The 16,734-nt window shown below is 65.5% G+C and carries 17 protein-coding genes; 12 read left to right on the top strand and 5 right to left on the bottom strand.

Annotated features, from left to right (window positions below):
• Positions 1-2: 2 nt before the first annotated feature.
• A complete protein-coding gene (locus DNX69_RS00800; protein WP_110784033.1) occupies positions 3-1,163 on the bottom strand; it encodes a TAXI family TRAP transporter solute-binding subunit in 1,161 nt (386 codons plus the stop codon).
• A gap of 188 nt (positions 1,164-1,351) precedes the next feature.
• Positions 1,352-1,573, bottom strand: a complete 222-nt coding sequence (locus DNX69_RS00795) for an acetyl-CoA carboxylase biotin carboxyl carrier protein subunit (RefSeq protein WP_110784031.1) — start codon at positions 1,571-1,573, stop codon at positions 1,352-1,354.
• 268 nt (positions 1,574-1,841) lie between these two features.
• Here DNX69_RS00795 and DNX69_RS00790 point away from each other — a divergent pair, with 268 nt between their 5' ends.
• Both DNX69_RS00790 and DNX69_RS00785 read left to right on the top strand, forming a co-directional pair.
• Positions 1,842-2,804: an IclR family transcriptional regulator gene (locus DNX69_RS00790; protein WP_110784029.1), complete on the top strand. Its 963-nt coding sequence runs from the start codon at positions 1,842-1,844 to the stop codon at positions 2,802-2,804.
• Complete coding sequence (locus DNX69_RS00785) at positions 2,713-4,272, top strand: acyl-CoA carboxylase subunit beta (RefSeq protein ID WP_110784028.1); 1,560 nt, start codon at positions 2,713-2,715, stop codon at positions 4,270-4,272. The genes DNX69_RS00790 and DNX69_RS00785 overlap by 92 nt, the downstream gene beginning before the upstream one ends.
• A 69-nt stretch (positions 4,273-4,341) precedes the next feature.
• Here DNX69_RS00785 and DNX69_RS00780 read toward each other — a convergent pair whose 3' ends face one another.
• A complete protein-coding gene (locus DNX69_RS00780; RefSeq protein ID WP_133255955.1) occupies positions 4,342-4,809 on the bottom strand; it encodes a hypothetical protein in 468 nt (155 codons plus the stop codon).
• Between the two features lie 95 nt (positions 4,810-4,904).
• Here DNX69_RS00780 and DNX69_RS00775 point away from each other — a divergent pair, with 95 nt between their 5' ends.
• Positions 4,905-5,561: an HAD family hydrolase gene (locus DNX69_RS00775; RefSeq protein ID WP_207803096.1), complete on the top strand. Its 657-nt coding sequence runs from the start codon at positions 4,905-4,907 to the stop codon at positions 5,559-5,561.
• Between the two features lie 30 nt (positions 5,562-5,591).
• Here DNX69_RS00775 and DNX69_RS00770 read toward each other — a convergent pair whose 3' ends face one another.
• Both DNX69_RS00770 and DNX69_RS00765 read right to left on the bottom strand, forming a co-directional pair.
• Positions 5,592-6,878, bottom strand: coding sequence for an MFS transporter (locus DNX69_RS00770; protein WP_110784023.1), 1,287 nt, complete (start codon positions 6,876-6,878; stop codon positions 5,592-5,594).
• A gap of 125 nt (positions 6,879-7,003) precedes the next feature.
• The gene (locus tag DNX69_RS00765) at positions 7,004-7,774 is read right to left on the bottom strand and encodes an enoyl-CoA hydratase (protein WP_110784022.1); all 771 of its coding nucleotides are present in this window, start codon (positions 7,772-7,774) and stop codon (positions 7,004-7,006) included.
• A gap of 142 nt (positions 7,775-7,916) precedes the next feature.
• Between DNX69_RS00765 and DNX69_RS00760 the strand changes: the two genes are divergently transcribed.
• The 9 genes from DNX69_RS00760 to DNX69_RS00720 all read left to right on the top strand — a co-directional run bounded on the left by DNX69_RS00760 (position 7,917) and on the right by DNX69_RS00720 (position 16,622).
• Positions 7,917-8,492, top strand: a complete 576-nt coding sequence (locus DNX69_RS00760) for a PaaI family thioesterase (RefSeq protein ID WP_110784021.1) — start codon at positions 7,917-7,919, stop codon at positions 8,490-8,492.
• A gap of 73 nt (positions 8,493-8,565) precedes the next feature.
• Positions 8,566-9,231, top strand: coding sequence for a TetR/AcrR family transcriptional regulator (locus tag DNX69_RS00755; protein WP_110784019.1), 666 nt, complete (start codon positions 8,566-8,568; stop codon positions 9,229-9,231).
• A 160-nt stretch (positions 9,232-9,391) separates the two neighbouring features.
• A complete protein-coding gene (locus tag DNX69_RS00750; protein WP_110784017.1) occupies positions 9,392-10,888 on the top strand; it encodes a CoA-acylating methylmalonate-semialdehyde dehydrogenase in 1,497 nt (498 codons plus the stop codon).
• Between the two features lie 60 nt (positions 10,889-10,948).
• Positions 10,949-11,176 carry a hypothetical protein gene (locus DNX69_RS00745; protein WP_110784015.1) on the top strand — a complete coding sequence of 76 codons (228 nt, stop codon included), beginning with the start codon at positions 10,949-10,951 and terminating at the stop codon, positions 11,174-11,176.
• A complete protein-coding gene (locus DNX69_RS00740) occupies positions 11,173-11,601 on the top strand; it encodes a type II toxin-antitoxin system VapC family toxin (protein ID WP_110784013.1) in 429 nt (142 codons plus the stop codon). Before DNX69_RS00745 ends, DNX69_RS00740 begins: the two co-directional genes overlap by 4 nt.
• Positions 11,601-12,746 (top strand): isobutyryl-CoA dehydrogenase, encoded by a 1,146-nt coding sequence (locus tag DNX69_RS00735; RefSeq protein ID WP_110784137.1) that lies wholly within the window; start codon positions 11,601-11,603, stop codon positions 12,744-12,746. The genes DNX69_RS00740 and DNX69_RS00735 overlap by 1 nt, the downstream gene beginning before the upstream one ends.
• Entirely contained in the window at positions 12,743-13,816 is a 1,074-nt protein-coding gene (locus DNX69_RS00730) for an enoyl-CoA hydratase/isomerase family protein (protein ID WP_110784012.1), read from the top strand. The genes DNX69_RS00735 and DNX69_RS00730 overlap by 4 nt, the downstream gene beginning before the upstream one ends.
• A gap of 36 nt (positions 13,817-13,852) precedes the next feature.
• Positions 13,853-14,740 carry a 3-hydroxyisobutyrate dehydrogenase gene (gene mmsB / locus DNX69_RS00725; protein WP_110784010.1) on the top strand — a complete coding sequence of 296 codons (888 nt, stop codon included), beginning with the start codon at positions 13,853-13,855 and terminating at the stop codon, positions 14,738-14,740.
• 160 nt (positions 14,741-14,900) lie between these two features.
• Positions 14,901-16,622, top strand: coding sequence for an AMP-binding protein (locus tag DNX69_RS00720; RefSeq protein ID WP_110784009.1), 1,722 nt, complete (start codon positions 14,901-14,903; stop codon positions 16,620-16,622).
• Positions 16,623-16,734 lie beyond the last annotated feature (112 nt).

The raw sequence follows: 16,734 nt of genomic DNA, 5'->3' as shown, positions 1-16,734 counted from the left end.
CGTTACTGTTCGAAGCCGTTCGGCAGGCCGGCGCGTTTCAACGCCGCCGCACGCGCCGTCATCCAGCCGTCGCGGAATTCCTGATCGCCGGACGGAGCCGCGGCCGCATATTGCTTCCACGCTGCGGCGAGCACCTCCTGGCGCTTGATCAGTCCGTCGTTATGCGTCTGATCTTCGGCGCTCCATTGTCCGGCTTCCTTGAGGGCCTTCACGGCGCCGGGATGGAACGGCACCACCCATTTCATCGTCTGGGTCTTCACCGCAAGGCCGGTGGCGCCGGGGGCATTGTCCTTGTAGGCGTCGTAATCGACGATCATCGCCTTGGTGATCGAATACACCTGATCGGGTGATTGCGTCGCGTAGACAGTGGCGATCGGGTAGGGGTAGTTCGACAGTTCGATCGGTTTGCCCGGCTGATGCGCGGCGCCGCAGCTCGACATCGCCGGATTGAAGAACGGCGCGACCTTCTTGACTCGCTCCCACGCCGCCTTGTCGGCGTGCGGCATCGGCGGCCAGATCAGGCCGCGCGGCGAGTTCTCGGCCTCCCGCGCCGGGCCGGTGATGGTGGTGCCGAAGGCGGCGTCGACGTCGTTGTTGACCAGCCCCTTCCACATCGCGCCGTAGCTGGCGAATTCGACGATCTTGACGTCGTCCTTGGTCAGGCCGCCATAGGCCAAGATGCCGAGTGCGTTCTGGTTGAGCGCCGGCGAGCCGACCACGAAGCCGACGCGCTTGCCGCGCAGATCCTTGATCTCCTTGACGCCGGTGTCGGCGGCGACGCCGAGCGACGAGCCGTTGCAGTCGATCACGCTCAGCGTGATCTGCAACGCCTGCGGACCCCATTCCTTGGCGCCGAACTCGAACACGCCTTCCTGCGCGAAGTAAGTGCCAGATCCCATCCAGGCGAGCTGGGCGCGACCGGCCCGGAGCGGCGCCAGCCGCGCGACGTCGTTACCGGCCGGCAGCACCCGCACGTCGGTGCCGTGCTTGTCCTTCATCATCTTGCCGACCGCGACCGCGATGTTGAAACCGGCGGTGCCGGTGTCGTAAGCGGTGAACGCCATCGTGGCTGGTAGTTTGATGTCGTTGGCGCGCGCAATGGTTGTGCCGATCAGCGCGCAGCCCACGGCGAATGCCGCGAGCGGAACGGAACGTCCCGTCATGTCTCTCTCCCCGAACGCATCCGCTTTGCGGATTGCTTTGTTATCAGGGGAGCATGTCATCGCCGCGAGGTGATGGCAACGGCGATGCCGCGATTGTCTGCACACGACATCGCCGTTACCCGATGCGACATTACGTCCCGACATCGCGCATGACGTGCACGATGGTCCGGGATGCTCGCAAAGTGATTTCAGCTTTCGATCACCGCCACCAGCTGGCCCTCGGCGACGACATCGTCGAGCGCGACGTGTAGCGCCTTCAAGGTTCCGTCGGCGGGCGAGGCGACCGGAATCTCCATTTTCATCGCCTCCACAAAGGCGATGTCGTCACCTTCTCCGACGCCGTCGCCGATCGACAGCGGCAGGGCACAGACGCGGCCGGCGACTTCGGTGACGATCTTGATCTCGGCCATCGGTGTTCCTCCATTGTGTTGTTTTTGCCGGGCGCCCGGTTCCGCTGCTGCGGCTGATGCCAAAAATCTTGCGCCGAGTGGTCATGCGTGGGGCGTTGCGCGAGGCCCGTCGATGTTGTCGAGACAATTTGCCTGATGTAGCTTTGTCTTCAAGCGGAATTATATTCCGCGGAGCGAAACAAAAACCAAGAAACCTAAGGTGCTCCGGGTAGGAATAAGTGAGTGCTCTCGGAGCATCGAGCATCATAACCACGCAGGACAAAAAGACATGGGACGACGCTCGGAACGACTTTGCAGGCAAGGGGATGTGGCCGGTGACGGTGACGTGATTCAGGTGGTGTCGCGCGCCTTCGACGTGCTGCGCTGCTTCGAGGGGCACGACGTTCGGCTCGGCAACTTAGAGATTTCCAACCGCTGCGGCTTGCCGCGCTCGACGGTGTCGCGGCTCACCCACACGCTGACCCGGATGGGCCAGCTCGTGTATCTGCCGCGCGATCAGAAGTACCGGATCGGGCCCAGCGCCGTCGCGATGAGCACGTCGATGACGCGCGGCCTGCAACTGCGCAATCTGATCCGGTCGCGGCTGCAGGAAGTCTCCGAGCAGATTCCCGGCACCGTCGGCTTCCTGATTCCGGACCGCTTCCATCTGGTCTATCTCGAAGTCGCCCGCGCGGCGCACGCGCTCGGTCTGCATTCGACCACGGGCAGCCGCATCGCGATCAGCCGCTCCGCCGCCGGCCGCGCCTACCTCGCGTCGCTCGAAGAGAACGTCGCGGCGGCGCTGCTGTCGGAGATTCAGCGCGATGCGCCGGCCGATGCGGCGCTGCTGAGCGAGCGGATCGAATCCGATCGCGCGATGCTGCGCGAGCGCGGCTATGTGGTGTCCTGCGGTCTGTTCAGCCCGCATATCAACGGCATCGCGGTGCCGATCTGGTCGCCGCAATATCAGACCTATGTGATGGCCACGATCGGCGTGCTGGGCGCGATGTACGACGAACAGCGCGTGCACGACGAGATTGCGCCGGTGCTGCTCAAGCTCGCCGGCTCGATCGAGCCGCTGGTGCAGAATGCGGACGGTGGATTGGTCGCGGTGCGCCCGTCGGGAAACAACAAGAAGACGATCAGACCGGAGGGAATGAATGAGTTGGAAGCCGGAGCTCGACGAGCTGGCCCGGCGCGAGAACTTCGCGCGGCAGATGGGCGGCATCGACAAGGTCAAGCGCCAGCATGACCAGGGCCGGCTCACTGTCCGTGAGCGCATCGATCGGCTGACCGACGCCGGCAGCTTCCATGAGATCGGCGCCGTCGCCGGTCTCGGGGAGTATGACGCAGGTGGTGAACTGAGCAATCTGACCCCGGCGAACTGCGTGTTCGGCCGGGCGAAGATCGACGGCCGCACCGTGGTGGTGGTCGGCGACGACTTCACCGTGCGCGGCGGCTCGGCCGATGCGTCGATCCAAGCCAAGCCGCAGATGGCGGAGGAGATGGCGCACGACTATCGCCTGCCGATCATCCGGGTGATCGAAGGATCGGGCGGCGGCGGGTCGGTGAAGACCATTGAGAGCAAAGGCGCTGCCAATCTGCCCGGCGGCGTCAACGGCACCCGTTGGTACTGGTACACGACGGCGAATCTCGCCCAGGTGCCGGTGGTCGGGCTCGGACTCGGCTCCGTCGCCGGCCTCGGCGCGGCGCGCCTCGCCGCCAGCCACTATTCGATCATGACGCGTAGTTCGGCGATGTTCGTCGCCGGACCGCCGGTGGTGGCGCGGCTCGGCCAGGATCTGACCAAGCAGGAGCTCGGCGGTGCCGACATCCAGACCCGTGCCGGCGCGATCGATCACGCCGTCGACACCGAGGAAGAAGCGTTCGCCTGCGCCCGGCGGTTCCTGTCCTATCTGCCGTCATCGGTCCACGAACTGCCGCCGACGGTGCCTTGCGACGACGATCCGGATCGCTCCGACGAGAAGCTGCTGAAGGCGGTGCCGCGCAATCGCCGGCAGGTCTACAAGATGCGGCCGATTATCGAATCGGTGGTCGATCAAGGATCGTTCTTCGAGATCGGCTCCGCGTTCGGCCGTTCGATCATCACCGGCCTGGCGCGGCTCGAGGGGCGGGCGGTGGCGGTGCTCGCCGGCGATCCGTATCACTATGGCGGGTCGTGGACGGCGGACACCTGTCAGAAGGTCATTCGCTTCGTCGATCTCGCCGAGACCTTCCATCTGCCGGTGGTGTATCTGATGGATTGCCCCGGCTTCATGATCGGGCTGGAGGCCGAGAAGTCGGCGACGATCCGCCACGGCGTCCGCGCGATGACCGCGGTCAATCAGTCCACCGTGCCGTGGTGCACGATCATCGTCCGCAACGCCTTCGGCGTCGCCGGCGTGGTGCACCAGCCGGCAAACCGATTCTCGATGCGCTACGCCTGGCCGTCGGCGTATTGGGGCTCGCTGCCGCTCGAGGGCGGCATCGAAGCGGCCTACCGCGCCGACCTCGACGCCGCCGACGACCGCGACGCCAAGATGCGCGAGATCGAGGATCGGCTGAACAAGCTGCGCTCGCCGTTCCGCTCGGCCGAAAAGTTCTGGGTCGAGGAGATCATCGATCCGCGCAAGACCCGGTCGCTGCTCTGCGAATTCGCCCGCCTCGCCGAACCGCTGCGCAAGCCCGGCGTCGCGACCGGCATGCGGATGCGGCCGTAAGTGGACGGGCTACAGAATCTGCAGGAGGCGCCGATCCGTCGGGCAGCACGCCGAGTCGGACGGGCTGTCTTAGAATGGCGCCATCCGTTCAACCAGCACCACCAATCCCATGTTAAAAAACAACGCCCACAGTACTAGAAGTATCAGGGAAATCGTCTGTGGTGCCCGACGACCCAGGGCGGAGTGGGACGTTTCCGCGAAGGGACGGGGATAAGAGAACTGATCGGGTTGGGGATAGAGTTCGGTCCAAATCTTTCTCAAATGCGCGCGCTGTTCTTGCGAGGCCAGGATTGAGTTTCGCGTTTCAAGCGCGGCGAAAAAACCCGCTAGGCTCAGGGACGCACGAAGCACAGTGAGCTGAATGACATTGGCGATCTGATTGGATTGCGTGAACGTCAGAATGAAGCCGGTCAACAGGAAGCCTTGAAGCGTCAAATTCCAGATCATTCGAGAGTTCGTCAGTTGCTGCTCGCGCCAGATTTGTTCCGCGATTTCCTTCGCCACGGCGAACCGACGCTCATAGTCGTCTTGACCCATCATTCACCACCTTTCGTTGCAGAAGTTGATATTTTAAATGGCAGTTTACGCATTGTGCACGTTCGGAAAGATTCTGTGGGCAAGATCCTAAAATGATGGTCGAGCTTCTGATTTTCGATTTCGACGGGGTCATTGCCGATAGCGAGGGGCTGGCCTGCGATGTGCTCGCTGATTACGCCACCGAACTCGGCGCGCCAATGACGCGGCAGCAGGCGCTCGACCGTTTCACCGGAAAACGCATCAACGATGTATGGTCGGCGGTACAGCAAATCGCCCAGCGCCCCTTGCTGGGTTTTCCCGAGGAGTTGCAACGCAGGACGCTTGCCGTCTTCAATTCGCAGCTTCGCGAAGTGACGGGAGTCACTAAATTTCTCGAGGATCATTCGCATTTTCGCCGCTGCATCGCTTCGTCAAGTGCACCCGAGCGCATTCGTTTTAGTCTCTCGCTGCTCAAGCTGGACGGCTATTTTGGCGATAATGTCTTCAGTGCCAATGAGGTCGCACGAGGCAAACCATTTCCGGATGTTTTCCTCTATGCGGCTCAGAAGATGCGTGTCGATCCGTCTCGGATCGTGGTGATCGAGGATAGTCCCGGTGGTGTACAGGCCGCGTCTGCCGCTGGCATGATGGTTATCGGACTGCTGGCGGCGGACCACATCGGCCCGGACCATGGCACGAAGCTGCGCGCGGCTGGCGCGACCTGGATCGCATCGAGCTACGATGAGATCGCCACAATCCTTGCGGGCATGTAGGCCTTAATCCAGCGATGATTCACAGGCGATCTACGCCACCGCCGGCTTGGCCGCCTTGCCGATCGTCAGCGCGGCCGCCGCGGCGATCACGCACAGGGCGCCGGCGATGAAGAAGGCCGGCAGGTAGCTCGCCAGCAGGTCGCGCGACAGGCCGGCGCCGAAGGCGGCGGTGGCGGCGCCGAGCTGATGGCCGGCGAAGATCCAGCCGAACACCAGATTGGCGCGCTCGGGGCCGAACTTCTGCGCCGTCAGCCGTACCGTCGGCGGCACGGTGGCGACCCAATCGAGCCCGTAGAACACCGCGAACAGCGACAGGCCGTAGAACGAGAAGTCGGTGAACGGCAGCGCCAGCAGGCTGAGGCCGCGCAGGCCGTAGTACCAGAACAGCAGCCAGCGATTGTCGTAGCGGTCCGCCAGCCAGCCCGACAGGATGGTGCCGATGAAATCGAACACGCCCATCGCCGCGAGCAGCCCCGCGGCCTGCACCTGCGGGATGTTGAAGTCGGCGCACAGCGGAATCAGGTGAACCTGCACCAGGCCGTTGGTCGAGGCGCCGCAGATGAAGAAGGTGCCGAACAGCACCCAGAACACCCGCGTCTTGGCCGCGTCGCGCAGCGCGCCGAGCGCGGCGGCGGCGATCGAGCCGGGCGCGGCCTGGGCCGATAACGGCACCTGCTCGGTGCTGGTGTCGCCATAGGGCCGCAGGCCGACGTCGCTCGGCCGGTTGCGCATCGCGATCAGCACCGCGACCGCGGCGACGCCGAGCAGCGCGCAGACGTAAGCCATCGCGATCCGCCAGCCGTAGCGCTCGGTCAGCGCGGCGAGGATCGGCAGGAACACGAGCTGACCGGTGGCGACGCTCGCGGTCATCAGGCCGATCACCAGGCCGCGGCGGGCGACGAACCAGCGCGTCGCCACCGTGGCGCCGAGCACCAGCGCGGTGAGGCCGGTGCCGACGCCGACCACCACGCCCCACAGCAGCATCAACTGCCACAGCGATGTCATCGCCAGCGACGCGATCAGTCCGATTGCGACCACCAGGAGCGCGGTCAGCGTCACCTGCCGCAGGCCGAAGCGGTTCATCAGCGCTGCGGCGAACGGCGCCATCAGGCCGAACAGCACGAAGCGGATCGACAGCGCGGATGAAATATCCGCGGTGCTCCAGCCGAATTCCTGCTGCAGCGGCACGATGAACACGCCGGGTGCGCCGACGGCGCCGGCGTTGACCAAGGCGGTGAGGAAGGTGACGCCGACCATCACCCAGCCGTAGTGGATGTTGCGGCGGGCCAGCGCGGCGGCGAGAGCGTCGGAGATCATGCGGCGATCCTGTCGGCGAACGCGCCGGCGCTAGGATGCGGACCGGCTGTTGAAAATGATAACCATCATATAACTTGGCGGCTGCGACGCAACATGAGGATTTCCCAAGGTCGCGTGAACAGACCTCAGCGTTTGCGGTTGATGAAATCCGCCATCAGCGCCTGCGGCTCGCCGGTGAGATACGCCTCGCCGAACACCTTGACCGAATGCGCTACCGCCTCGGGCAGCGGCATGTCTTCCCAGGCCGCGAGCAAAGCCTTCTGCGCCCGCATCGCCTGCGGCGCGCCGGCGAGCAGCGCGCCGACCAGGTGTTCGACCGCCGCATCGAGTTCGCCCGGCAGTGCGATCTTGTCGATCAGCCCCCAGGCCAGAGCTGTGTTGGCGTCGATGTTTTCGGCGGCCATCACCAGAAAGCGGGTGCGGGACCAGCCGATCAGCCGCGGCAGAAGGGCGGCGTGGATCACCGACGGAATCCCGACGCGCACCTCGGGCATGCCGAATTTGGCGTCGGGCGCCGCGACCCGGAAATCGCAGGCGGCGGCGAACTCCAGGCCGCCACCGAGGCACCAGCCGGGAATTCGCGCGATCACCGGATAGGGCACGGCGCGTGCCGCCTCGCACAGCTCAGCGAGGCCGGTTATGAAGCGTTCGGCGGACCCCTGATCCAGCGTCGCCATCTCGTTGATATCGGCGCCGCCGATCATGCTGCGCTCGCTCTGCCCGGTGACGATCAGCACGCGCACGGTCTCATCGGCGGCAAGCTGTTGCAGTCCTTCGCGGACGCCGGTGATCACCGCGGTGTTCAGGATGTTGAGCTTGCCGGCATTGCAGATGGTGAGCCGGGCGACGCCGCGGGAATCGCGGTCGACGCCGCAATGGGTGTTGAGCATCTGCATGTTGGATCTCGTCAGCAAGGCAGGACAGGAGCGGCATCATGTCCGGCGACGCTGGGGGGCTGTCAAGCTGCATCGGGCTGCTCCGCTTGCCGCGATCGCGATTTAATTATATTATGGCTGTAATTCCAAGAGGAGCTCGCCGATGACGATGATTGATGCTGCCGCACCGTCTGATCTTGCCGGCTTGTTCGCGCCGGCTCAGCGCCGCAGCCGCACCGTCGACTGGCAGGAGCCGGGACCGGTCGCCCGCGCCGCGATGGCGATGTCCGGTCTGGAGACGATGGAGGCGATCCGCGACGGCCGGTTGCCGCCGCCGCCGCTGGCGCGGTTGATCGGCTTCAAGATGGCGGAGGTGCATCCCGGCCGCATCGTCATGCAGCTCGATCCGGATCAGAGCCTGGAGAACACCGCCAGCCTGCTGCACGGCGCGGTGGCGGCGGCGCTGCTCGACACCGCGATGGGGTGCGCGATCTCGACGCGCCAGCCGGCCGGGCAGGGCTCGGTGACGATGGACTTGAAGCTCAGCTATCTGCGGCCGCTGTCGGTGCGGTCCGGCACGATCGTGGCCGAAGGGCGGGTGGTGAAGCTCGGTCGGCAGTCGAGCTATACCGAGGGCTTCGTCTACGACGGCGCCGGCAAGCTCGCGGTGCACGCCACCGCAACCTTTGCGATGCTCGGCGGCGCGCCTGCTACGGCGCCACATCCGCACGATTCCTGAGGTGAAGCGAAACTTGAAGCAAACGCCTGCGTTCGGTGTCATAATATGATCCTGAACATGGCATGGATCGCCGATGCGCTATTCCAAGGAACATAAGCAGGAGACCCACGACCGCATCGTCCGGCGGGCGTCGGTCAAGCTGCGCGAGAAGGGCGCCCACGGCATCGGCGTCGCCGACCTGATGAAGGATGCCGGGCTCACTCACGGCGGGTTCTACGCGCATTTCGCCTCGCGCGAGGCGCTGGTGATCGAGGCCTTCAGCTACGCGATGGACCGCTCCACCGAGCGCTGGCGCAAGCTGGCGGCGGAGCTGCCGCCGGAGCAGCGGCTGGCCGCGCTGGTCGACGGCTATCTCAGCGCCGGCCATCGCGACGATCCCGGCCGCGGCTGTGCGGTGCCGGCGCTCGCCGCCGAGATCGCCCGCGAGAGCCCGAAGACCCGCAAGGCGTTCGCCGCCAAGCTCGACGACATGATCGCGATGATTGCCGGCGAATATGTCGACGCTCCGCCGAAGACGGCGCGCAAGCGGGCGATGGCCACGCTGGCGACGATGATGGGAACCCTGGTGCTGGCGCGGATCGCCGGCAGTGGCGCATTGTCCGACGAGATTCTCGCTGCCGGCCGCACCGCGGTGCTGGCGGAAGCTGGGGCGGCCGGACCGAACCGTCCCGCTGGGGCGACCGCGGCGAAGCCGAAAAGAGCCGCCGCCAAGGCGGCGAGGCCTGCCGCGCAGGACTGAACCCTGGCTTGCAATTCGCCGTGCCACCGTGAGCGGTGGCCGCATGCCGCCACGCGACGGCGTCGGCATTTCGGCACAGGTGTCGCGCGCGCGAGGCCTTCCCAAACCTGAAAAAATTCTGTTCAAGGGGACTAGAACACAGCCTTTCAGGAGGAAGTCCATGCGCACGGTCGGGCATTTCATCGGCGGCAAAGAGGTCGAGGGCAAGTCGGGGCGTTTTGCCGACGTGTTTGAGCCGATGACCGGCGAGGTGAAGGCCAAGGTCGCCCTCGCCACCAAGGCCGAGCTTCGGGCCGCGGTCGAAAACGCCAAGGCGGCGCAGCCGGAATGGGGCGCCACCAACCCGCAGCGCCGCGCTCGCGTGCTGATGAAATTCCTCGAACTGGTGCAGCGCGATTACGACAAGCTCGCCGAGCTGCTCGCGCGCGAGCACGGCAAGACCATTCCGGACGCCAAGGGCGACATCCAGCGCGGCCTCGAAGTCGCCGAGTTCGCCTGCGGCATCCCGCATCTGATGAAGGGCGAATACACCGAGGGTGCCGGCCCCGGCATCGACATCTATTCGATGCGCCAGCCGCTCGGCGTCGTCGCCGGCATCACCCCGTTCAACTTCCCGGCGATGATCCCGATGTGGAAGTTCGCCCCGGCGATCGCCTGCGGTAACGCTTTCATCCTGAAGCCGTCCGAGCGTGACCCTGGCGTGCCGATGGCGCTCGCCGCGCTGATGCTTGAGGCCGGCCTGCCGCCGGGCATCCTCAACGTCGTCAACGGCGACAAGGAAGCGGTCGACGCGATCCTCGACGATCCGGACATCAAGGCGGTGGGCTTCGTCGGCTCCTCGCCGATCGCGCAGTACATCTACGAGCGCGCCGCGCAGACCGGCAAGCGCGCGCAGTGCTTCGGCGGCGCCAAGAACCACGCCATCATCATGCCGGACGCCGACATCGACCAGACCGTCGACGCGCTGATCGGCGCAGGCTACGGCTCGGCCGGCGAGCGCTGCATGGCGATCTCGGTTGCGGTGCCGGTCGGCAAGGCCACTGCGGATGCGCTGATGGATAAGCTGATCCCGCGCGTCGAGGCGCTGAAGATCGGCCCTTCGACCGATCCGACCGCCGATTACGGCCCGCTGGTGACCAAGGAAGCACTGGAGCGCGTCAAGAACTACGTCGACATCGGCGTCAAGGAAGGCGCGACGCTCGCGGTCGACGGCCGCGGTTTCAAGATGCAGGGCTACGAGAACGGCTTCTACATGGGTGGCTGTCTGTTCGACAACGTCACCAAGGATATGCGGATCTACAAGGAAGAGATCTTCGGCCCGGTGCTGAGCGTCGTCCGCGCCCACGACTATGCCGAGGCGCTGTCGCTGCCGTCCGACCACGACTACGGCAACGGCGTCGCGATCTTCACCCGCGACGGCGACGCCGCGCGGGACTTCGCCGCCAAGGTCAATGTCGGCATGGTCGGCATCAACGTGCCGATCCCGGTGCCGATCGCCTACTACACCTTCGGCGGCTGGAAGAAGTCCGGCTTCGGCGATCTCAACCAGCACGGCCCGGACTCGGTGCGGTTCTACACCAAGACCAAGACCGTCACCTCGCGCTGGCCGTCGGGCGTCAAGGAAGGCGCGGAGTTTTCGATCCCGCTGATGAAGTGATAGGATAGGTCGCCCCGACTGGTCCTGATCCGGGCCGGTCGGGTTTCGAGGAGACGGGCGATGGCCGAAGCACAGCTACGTAGCAGGGTGGAGGAAGCGTTAGCGTCGTTCGAGCGACGTGCCCGTGCGAATGGGCATACCTTCGATCAGGAAGTCGAGCTTCTCCTGCAGAGCGCGGACAAGTTCACTCCCGAAGAGCGCGTCGCGGTATCGACCTATTTCCACTCCCGGTGCAAAGGCGTTCAGCCCTCCCTGACGCTGGAGGAGATCAGGGAAGGCCTGATGTGACGACGTTGGTTGTCGATGCAAGCGTTGCCGTCAAATGGCTCGTGCTTGAGGAGATGTCCGACGCCGCAAAAGATCTGTCGCTCGCGACGAAGACCCTCGTCGCTCCACGGCTGATCATGACGGAAGTCGCAAATGTTCTCGCCCGTAAAACGATCCATGGTCTGATGGAGCGTGAGGAAGCTGCATCTCAATTCCGATCGCTTCCACATTACTTCGTCGAGCTCATCGAGATCGACGAACTGATCGAGCCGGCCTTGCTCGATGCCTGCACGCTCCGCCATCCGGTCTACGATCTGATTTATCTCGAAACGGCGCGACGACTTGATGCGCAAGTTGTGACCGCGGACCGCCGGTTCGCCGCCAAGCTCGCCGGCACCGAGTATGCCCGTTACGTCACGCTTCTTTCCGACTGGCAACCTGAATGATGCAGTTCGACCTCAACGAAGACCAGATCGCCATCCGCGACATGGCGCGCGACTTCGCCGCCGAGAAGATCGCGCCGCACGCGCTGAAATGGGATGAAGACAAGCACCTGCCGCTGGACGTGATCCGGGAGGCGGCGGCGCTCGGCATCGGCGGCATCTACATCCGCGACGACGTCGGCGGCAGCGCGATGACGCGGTTCGACGCGGCGCTGATCTTCGAAGCGCTGGCGACCGGCTGTCCGTCGGTATCTTCCTTCATCTCCATCCACAACATGGCGGCGTGGATGATCGACAGCTACGGCTCCGATGCGCAGCGCCAGCGCTGGCTGCCGAAACTGTGCACCATGGAACAGGTCGCGAGCTACTGCCTGACCGAGCCGGGCTCCGGCTCGGACGCCGCGGCGCTGCGCACCCGCGCGGTGTGCGACGGCGACACTTACGTCCTCAACGGCCAGAAGCAGTTCATCTCCGGCGCCGGCGCCAACGATCTCTACGTCGTGATGGTCCGCACCGGCGGCGACGGCCCCGGCGGCATCTCGACGCTGGTGGTCGAGAAGGACACGCCGGGCCTGTCGTTCGGCGCCAACGAGCGCAAGATGGGCTGGAACGCGCAGCCGACCCGCACCGTGATTTTCGAGAACGCGCGGGTGCCGGTCGCCAATCGTCTCGGCGACGAAGGCATCGGCTTCAAGATCGCGATGGCCGGGCTCGACGGCGGCCGGCTCAACATCGGCGCCTGCTCGCTCGGCGGCGCCCAGTCCGCGCTCGACAAGACGCTGGGCTACATGAAGGAGCGCAAGGCGTTCGGCAAACGGCTCGACGAATTCCAGGCGCTGCAGTTCCGGCTCGCCGACATGGCGACCGAACTGGAGGCCGCGCGCACGCTGCTGTGGCGCGCCGCTGCCGCACTCGATCGTAAGGATGCCGACGCCACCAAGCTGTGCGCGATGGCCAAGCGCTTCGCCACCGACGCCGGCTTTGCGGTCGCCAACGAGGCGCTGCAGCTGCATGGCGGCTACGGTTATCTTGCCGAATACGGCATCGAGAAACTGGTGCGGGACCTGCGCGTCCACCAGATCCTCGAAGGCACCAACGAAATCATGCGGCTGATCGTGTCGCGCAAGCTGCTCGAGGCCAATCGATGAACGGTGCCGTGACTGAACCTGACCTGATCGTCCGTCGCGAAGGCGCGGCCGGCGTGATCCGTCTCAACCGGCCGAAGGCGATCAACGCGCTGACGCTGGAGATGGCCCGCGAATTCGACCGCGCGATCGACGCGTTCGCCACCGATCCGAACGTTGCACTGATCCTGGTCGAAGGCGCCGGTGAGCGTGGCCTTTGCGCCGGCGGTGACATCGTCGGCCTCTACAACAGCGCGCGCGAGGGCGGCGATCTCGGCAAGGTGTTCTGGCGCGAGGAGTACATCACCAACGCCAAGATCGCGCAGTATCCGAAACCCTATGTGGCGTTCATGGACGGGCTGGTGATGGGCGGCGGCGTCGGCATCGCGGCGCACGGCAGCCACCGCATCGTCACCGACAAGACCAAGATCGCGATGCCGGAAGTCGGCATCGGCTTCTTCCCCGATGTCGGCGGCACCTGGTTGCTGACCCGCTCGCCAGGCGAGATCGGCACCTATTTCGGCCTGACCGGCGAGATCATGAACGGCGCCGATGCCATCCACGCGCAATTCGCCGACGCCTATGTGCCGACCGCGAATTGGGCGGCGCTGCGCCAGGCGCTCACCGAGGCGCCGAGCGGCGCGTCGGCCGGGCAGGTCAGCGGCATCATCGCGCGCTTTGCACAGCAGCCGGCGCAAGGTCCCGCCGAGCTGCATCAGGCCGAGATCGACCGCTGGTTCGGGCACGAGACGATCGAACAGATCGTCGCCGCGCTGGAGAGCGATGTGTCTGAGTTCGCGCAAGCCGCGCTGAAGACGCTGCGGATCAAATCGCCGACCAGCCTGAAGGTGACGCTGAAGCTGCTGCGCGCCGCGCGGCACAGGGCGTCGCTGGAAGAATGTCTGGTGCATGAATATCGCGCCGCGCTGCAGGTGTTCGTCAGCGACGATTTCGTCGAAGGGGTCCGCGCCGCGGTGATCGACAAGGACCGCCAGCCGAAATGGCGGCCTGCGACGATCGCAGAGGTGACGCCGGAGATCGTGGCGCGCTACTTTGAGGATCGCGGCGACAACGAGCTGAAATTTCCGGGCTGAAGCACCGGAGCCAGACAACAAAGGGAGGAAGGGGACATGACGGATATCGCGTTCATCGGTCTCGGCAATATGGGCGGGCCGATGGCCGGCAATCTGGTGAAGGCCGGCCGCAAGGTCGCCGGCTTCGATCTGGTGGCGGCATCGTGCGACGCGGCCAAGGCCGAGGGCGTCAGCATCGCGCCGACCGCGATCGATGCGGTGAAGGGCGCCGGCGTCATCGTCACCATGCTGCCGGCCGGCAAGCATGTGCTGGCGGTGTGGAACGAGATCCTGCCGCATGCCGCCAAGGGCGCGCTGATCATCGATTGCTCGACCATCGACGTCGAAAGCGCCGTGCAGGCGCATGCGCTCGCCGCCAAGCACGACATCGCTTCGGTCGACGCGCCGGTCTCCGGTGGCACCGGCGGCGCCAAGGGCGCGACGCTGACCTTCATGGCCGGCGGCAGCGAAGCCGCGTTCGCGGCGGCCAAGCCGGTGCTCGAACAGATGGGCAAGAAGATCGTGCATTGCGGCGGCGCCGGCGCGGGCCAGGCGGCGAAGATCTGCAACAACATGATCCTCGGCATTTCGATGATCGGGGTGTCGGAAGCGTTCACGCTGGCCGAGAAGCTCGGGCTCTCGCATCAGGCGCTGTTCGACGTCGCCTCGACCTCGTCGGGCCAGTGCTGGTCGCTCACCAGCTATTGCCCGGTGCCAGGCCCGGTGCCGGCGTCGCCCGCCAACAACAGCTACAAGCCGGGCTTCGCCGCGGCGCTGATGCTGAAGGATCTCAAGCTGTCGCAGGAAGCCGCCAAGGCGGCCGGCGCCTCGACGCCGCTCGGCCAGCACGCCGCCGAGATCTACACAGCATTCGAACAGGCCGGCCACGGCGGCACGGACTTTTCCGGAATCATCAACTACCTGCGCGAGCAGGGGCGGAAGTAAGCGTTTGATGTTTTGCACGGCGACACCTCCGTAATCGCCGTCATGCGCGGGCTTGACCCGCGCATCCATCGCTCTTCGCAATCCGATGGATTGCCGGGTCAAGCCCGGCAATGACGGGTGAACTGGCGGTGGCCGCTGTGCCTCGTAAGCGAGGTGCTTCATGACCACGTTCCAGCAAGCCCGTTCGTTCCTGCTTCAACACCGCACCGACTACGCCGCCGCGGTCGCCGGTTTCCGTTGGCCCGATCCGGTGCCGTTCAACTGGGCGCTCGACTGGTTCGACGCCGAACTCGCCAGCAATGCCGACAGCCGCAACCGTCCCGCGCTGTGGATCGTCGACGGCACCACCGGCCGGGAGGAGAAGCCGACCTTCGCGCATCTGTCGAAGCGCTCCAACCAGGTCGCGAACTTTCTGCGCGCTAAGGGGCTGAAGCGCGGCGATCATTTGCTGCTGCTGCTCGGCAATGTCGTGCCGCTGTGGGAAGTGATGCTGGCGGCGATCAAGCTCGGCCTCGTCACCATTCCGGCGACCACGCTGCTGACGCCGGAAGAGCTGCGCGACCGGCTCGACCGCGGCCGCGCCAAGGCGGTGGTGGCGGCGCCGGACCAGGTCGCCAAATTCGCCGGTCTCGGCGGCGACGATTTGGTCCGCATCGTCGTCGACGACGCGCAGGACGGTTGGCTCAATTACGACGGGACCGCGCTGCAGCCTGACGTCTTCACCCCGGACGGGCCGACGCAAGCGGACGATCCGATGTTGCTGTATTTCACCTCCGGCACCACCGCGAAGCCGAAGCTGGTGCGGCACAGCCAGCGCTCCTATCCGGTCGGCGCGCTGTCGACGATGTTCTGGCTCGGGCTGCAGCCCGGCGACGTGCATCTCAATATTTCCTCGCCGGGCTGGGCCAAGCACGCCTGGAGCTGCTTGTTTGCGCCGTGGAATGCCGGCGCCACCGTGTTCGTGGTCAACCAGCCGCGGTTCGACGCCAAGAGCCTGCTGACGACGATCGGCCGCTGCGGCGTCACCACGCTGTGTGCGCCGCCGACGGTGTGGCGGATGTTCATCCAGGAGAAGCTGTCGGACTACCAGGTCGCGTTGCGCGAAGTCTGCGGCGCCGGCGAGCCGCTCAATCCGGAAGTGATCGATCAGGTCAAGGCCGCCTGGGGCGTCACCATCCGCGACGGCTACGGCCAGACCGAGACCACCGCGATGGTCGGCAACTCGCCGGGCCAGACCGTGAAGATCGGCTCGATGGGCCGGCCGCTGCCGGGCTATGTGGTCAAGATCACCGATGCGGACGGTCAGCCGGCCAAGGAAGGCGAGATCACGCTCGCGCTCGGCGCCGCGCGCCCCGCCGGGCTGATGCAGGGCTATCAGGGCGAGGGCGGCAAGCTCGCGGGCGCCGACGGCGAGGTGTATCGCTCCGGCGACGTCGCCTTCGCGGATGAGGACGGTTACCTGACCTTCGTCGGCCGCACCGACGACGTGTTCAAATCCTCCGACTACCGGATCTCGCCGTTCGAACTGGAAAGCGTATTGCTCGAGCACGATCTGGTGGCGGAAGCCGCGGTGGTGCCGAGCCCGGATCCGATCAAGCTGGCGATCCCGAAAGCCTATGTGCTGCTCACCGGCGGCGCCGAGCGCTCGCGCGACACCGCGCTGTCGATCTTCAAGCACATGCAAGGCCGGCTGGCGCCGTTCAAGCGCATCCGCAAGCTGGAGATCGTCAGCGAACTGCCGAAGACCATCTCCGGCAAAATCCGCCGCGTGCATCTGCGCCGCATCGAGCACGAACACGACCAGACCGATAGCTTGCGCGGACTCGAATTTTCCGAAGAGGATTTTCCGGAGCTGAAGGCCGCGCCGGCGAAGGACGGTTAGTCCGTAGGATGGGTAGTCCGTAGGATGGGTTGAGCGCAGCGAAACCCATCGGCGGCGGCGGCGGCGCGTGCGGCGATGGGTTTCGCCTCCGGCTCAACCCATCCTACGAGCT

Origin of the sequence: Rhodopseudomonas palustris, assembly GCF_003226555.1 — a bacterium.
GTDB classification, from domain to species: Bacteria; Pseudomonadota; Alphaproteobacteria; order Rhizobiales; family Xanthobacteraceae; genus Rhodopseudomonas; species Rhodopseudomonas palustris_I.
This window is presented reverse-complemented; position numbering and strand designations above follow the sequence as displayed.

Bases quoted from the DNA above. Each gene is read 5' to 3' on its own strand.
- DNX69_RS00730 (WP_110784012.1), top strand. From the start codon at position 12,743: ATGAACGGTGCCGTGACTGAACCTGACCTGATCGTCCGTCGCGAAGGC.
- DNX69_RS00760 (WP_110784021.1), top strand. From the start codon at position 7,917: ATGACGATGATTGATGCTGCCGCACCGTCTGATCTTGCCGGCTTGTTC.
- DNX69_RS00720 (WP_110784009.1), top strand. From the start codon at position 14,901: ATGACCACGTTCCAGCAAGCCCGTTCGTTCCTGCTTCAACACCGCACC.
- DNX69_RS00770 (WP_110784023.1), bottom strand. From the start codon at position 6,878: ATGATCTCCGACGCTCTCGCCGCCGCGCTGGCCCGCCGCAACATCCAC.
- DNX69_RS00795 (WP_110784031.1), bottom strand. From the start codon at position 1,573: ATGGCCGAGATCAAGATCGTCACCGAAGTCGCCGGCCGCGTCTGTGCC.
- DNX69_RS00755 (WP_110784019.1), top strand. From the start codon at position 8,566: ATGCGCTATTCCAAGGAACATAAGCAGGAGACCCACGACCGCATCGTC.
- DNX69_RS00745 (WP_110784015.1), top strand. From the start codon at position 10,949: ATGGCCGAAGCACAGCTACGTAGCAGGGTGGAGGAAGCGTTAGCGTCG.
- mmsB (WP_110784010.1), top strand. From the start codon at position 13,853: ATGACGGATATCGCGTTCATCGGTCTCGGCAATATGGGCGGGCCGATG.
- DNX69_RS00790 (WP_110784029.1), top strand. From the start codon at position 1,842: ATGGGACGACGCTCGGAACGACTTTGCAGGCAAGGGGATGTGGCCGGT.
- DNX69_RS00780 (WP_133255955.1), bottom strand. From the start codon at position 4,809: ATGGGTCAAGACGACTATGAGCGTCGGTTCGCCGTGGCGAAGGAAATC.
- DNX69_RS00750 (WP_110784017.1), top strand. From the start codon at position 9,392: ATGCGCACGGTCGGGCATTTCATCGGCGGCAAAGAGGTCGAGGGCAAG.
- DNX69_RS00765 (WP_110784022.1), bottom strand. From the start codon at position 7,774: ATGCAGATGCTCAACACCCATTGCGGCGTCGACCGCGATTCCCGCGGC.
- DNX69_RS00785 (WP_110784028.1), top strand. From the start codon at position 2,713: ATGAGTTGGAAGCCGGAGCTCGACGAGCTGGCCCGGCGCGAGAACTTC.
- DNX69_RS00800 (WP_110784033.1), bottom strand. From the start codon at position 1,163: ATGACGGGACGTTCCGTTCCGCTCGCGGCATTCGCCGTGGGCTGCGCG.
- DNX69_RS00775 (WP_207803096.1), top strand. From the start codon at position 4,905: ATGGTCGAGCTTCTGATTTTCGATTTCGACGGGGTCATTGCCGATAGC.
- DNX69_RS00735 (WP_110784137.1), top strand. From the start codon at position 11,601: ATGCAGTTCGACCTCAACGAAGACCAGATCGCCATCCGCGACATGGCG.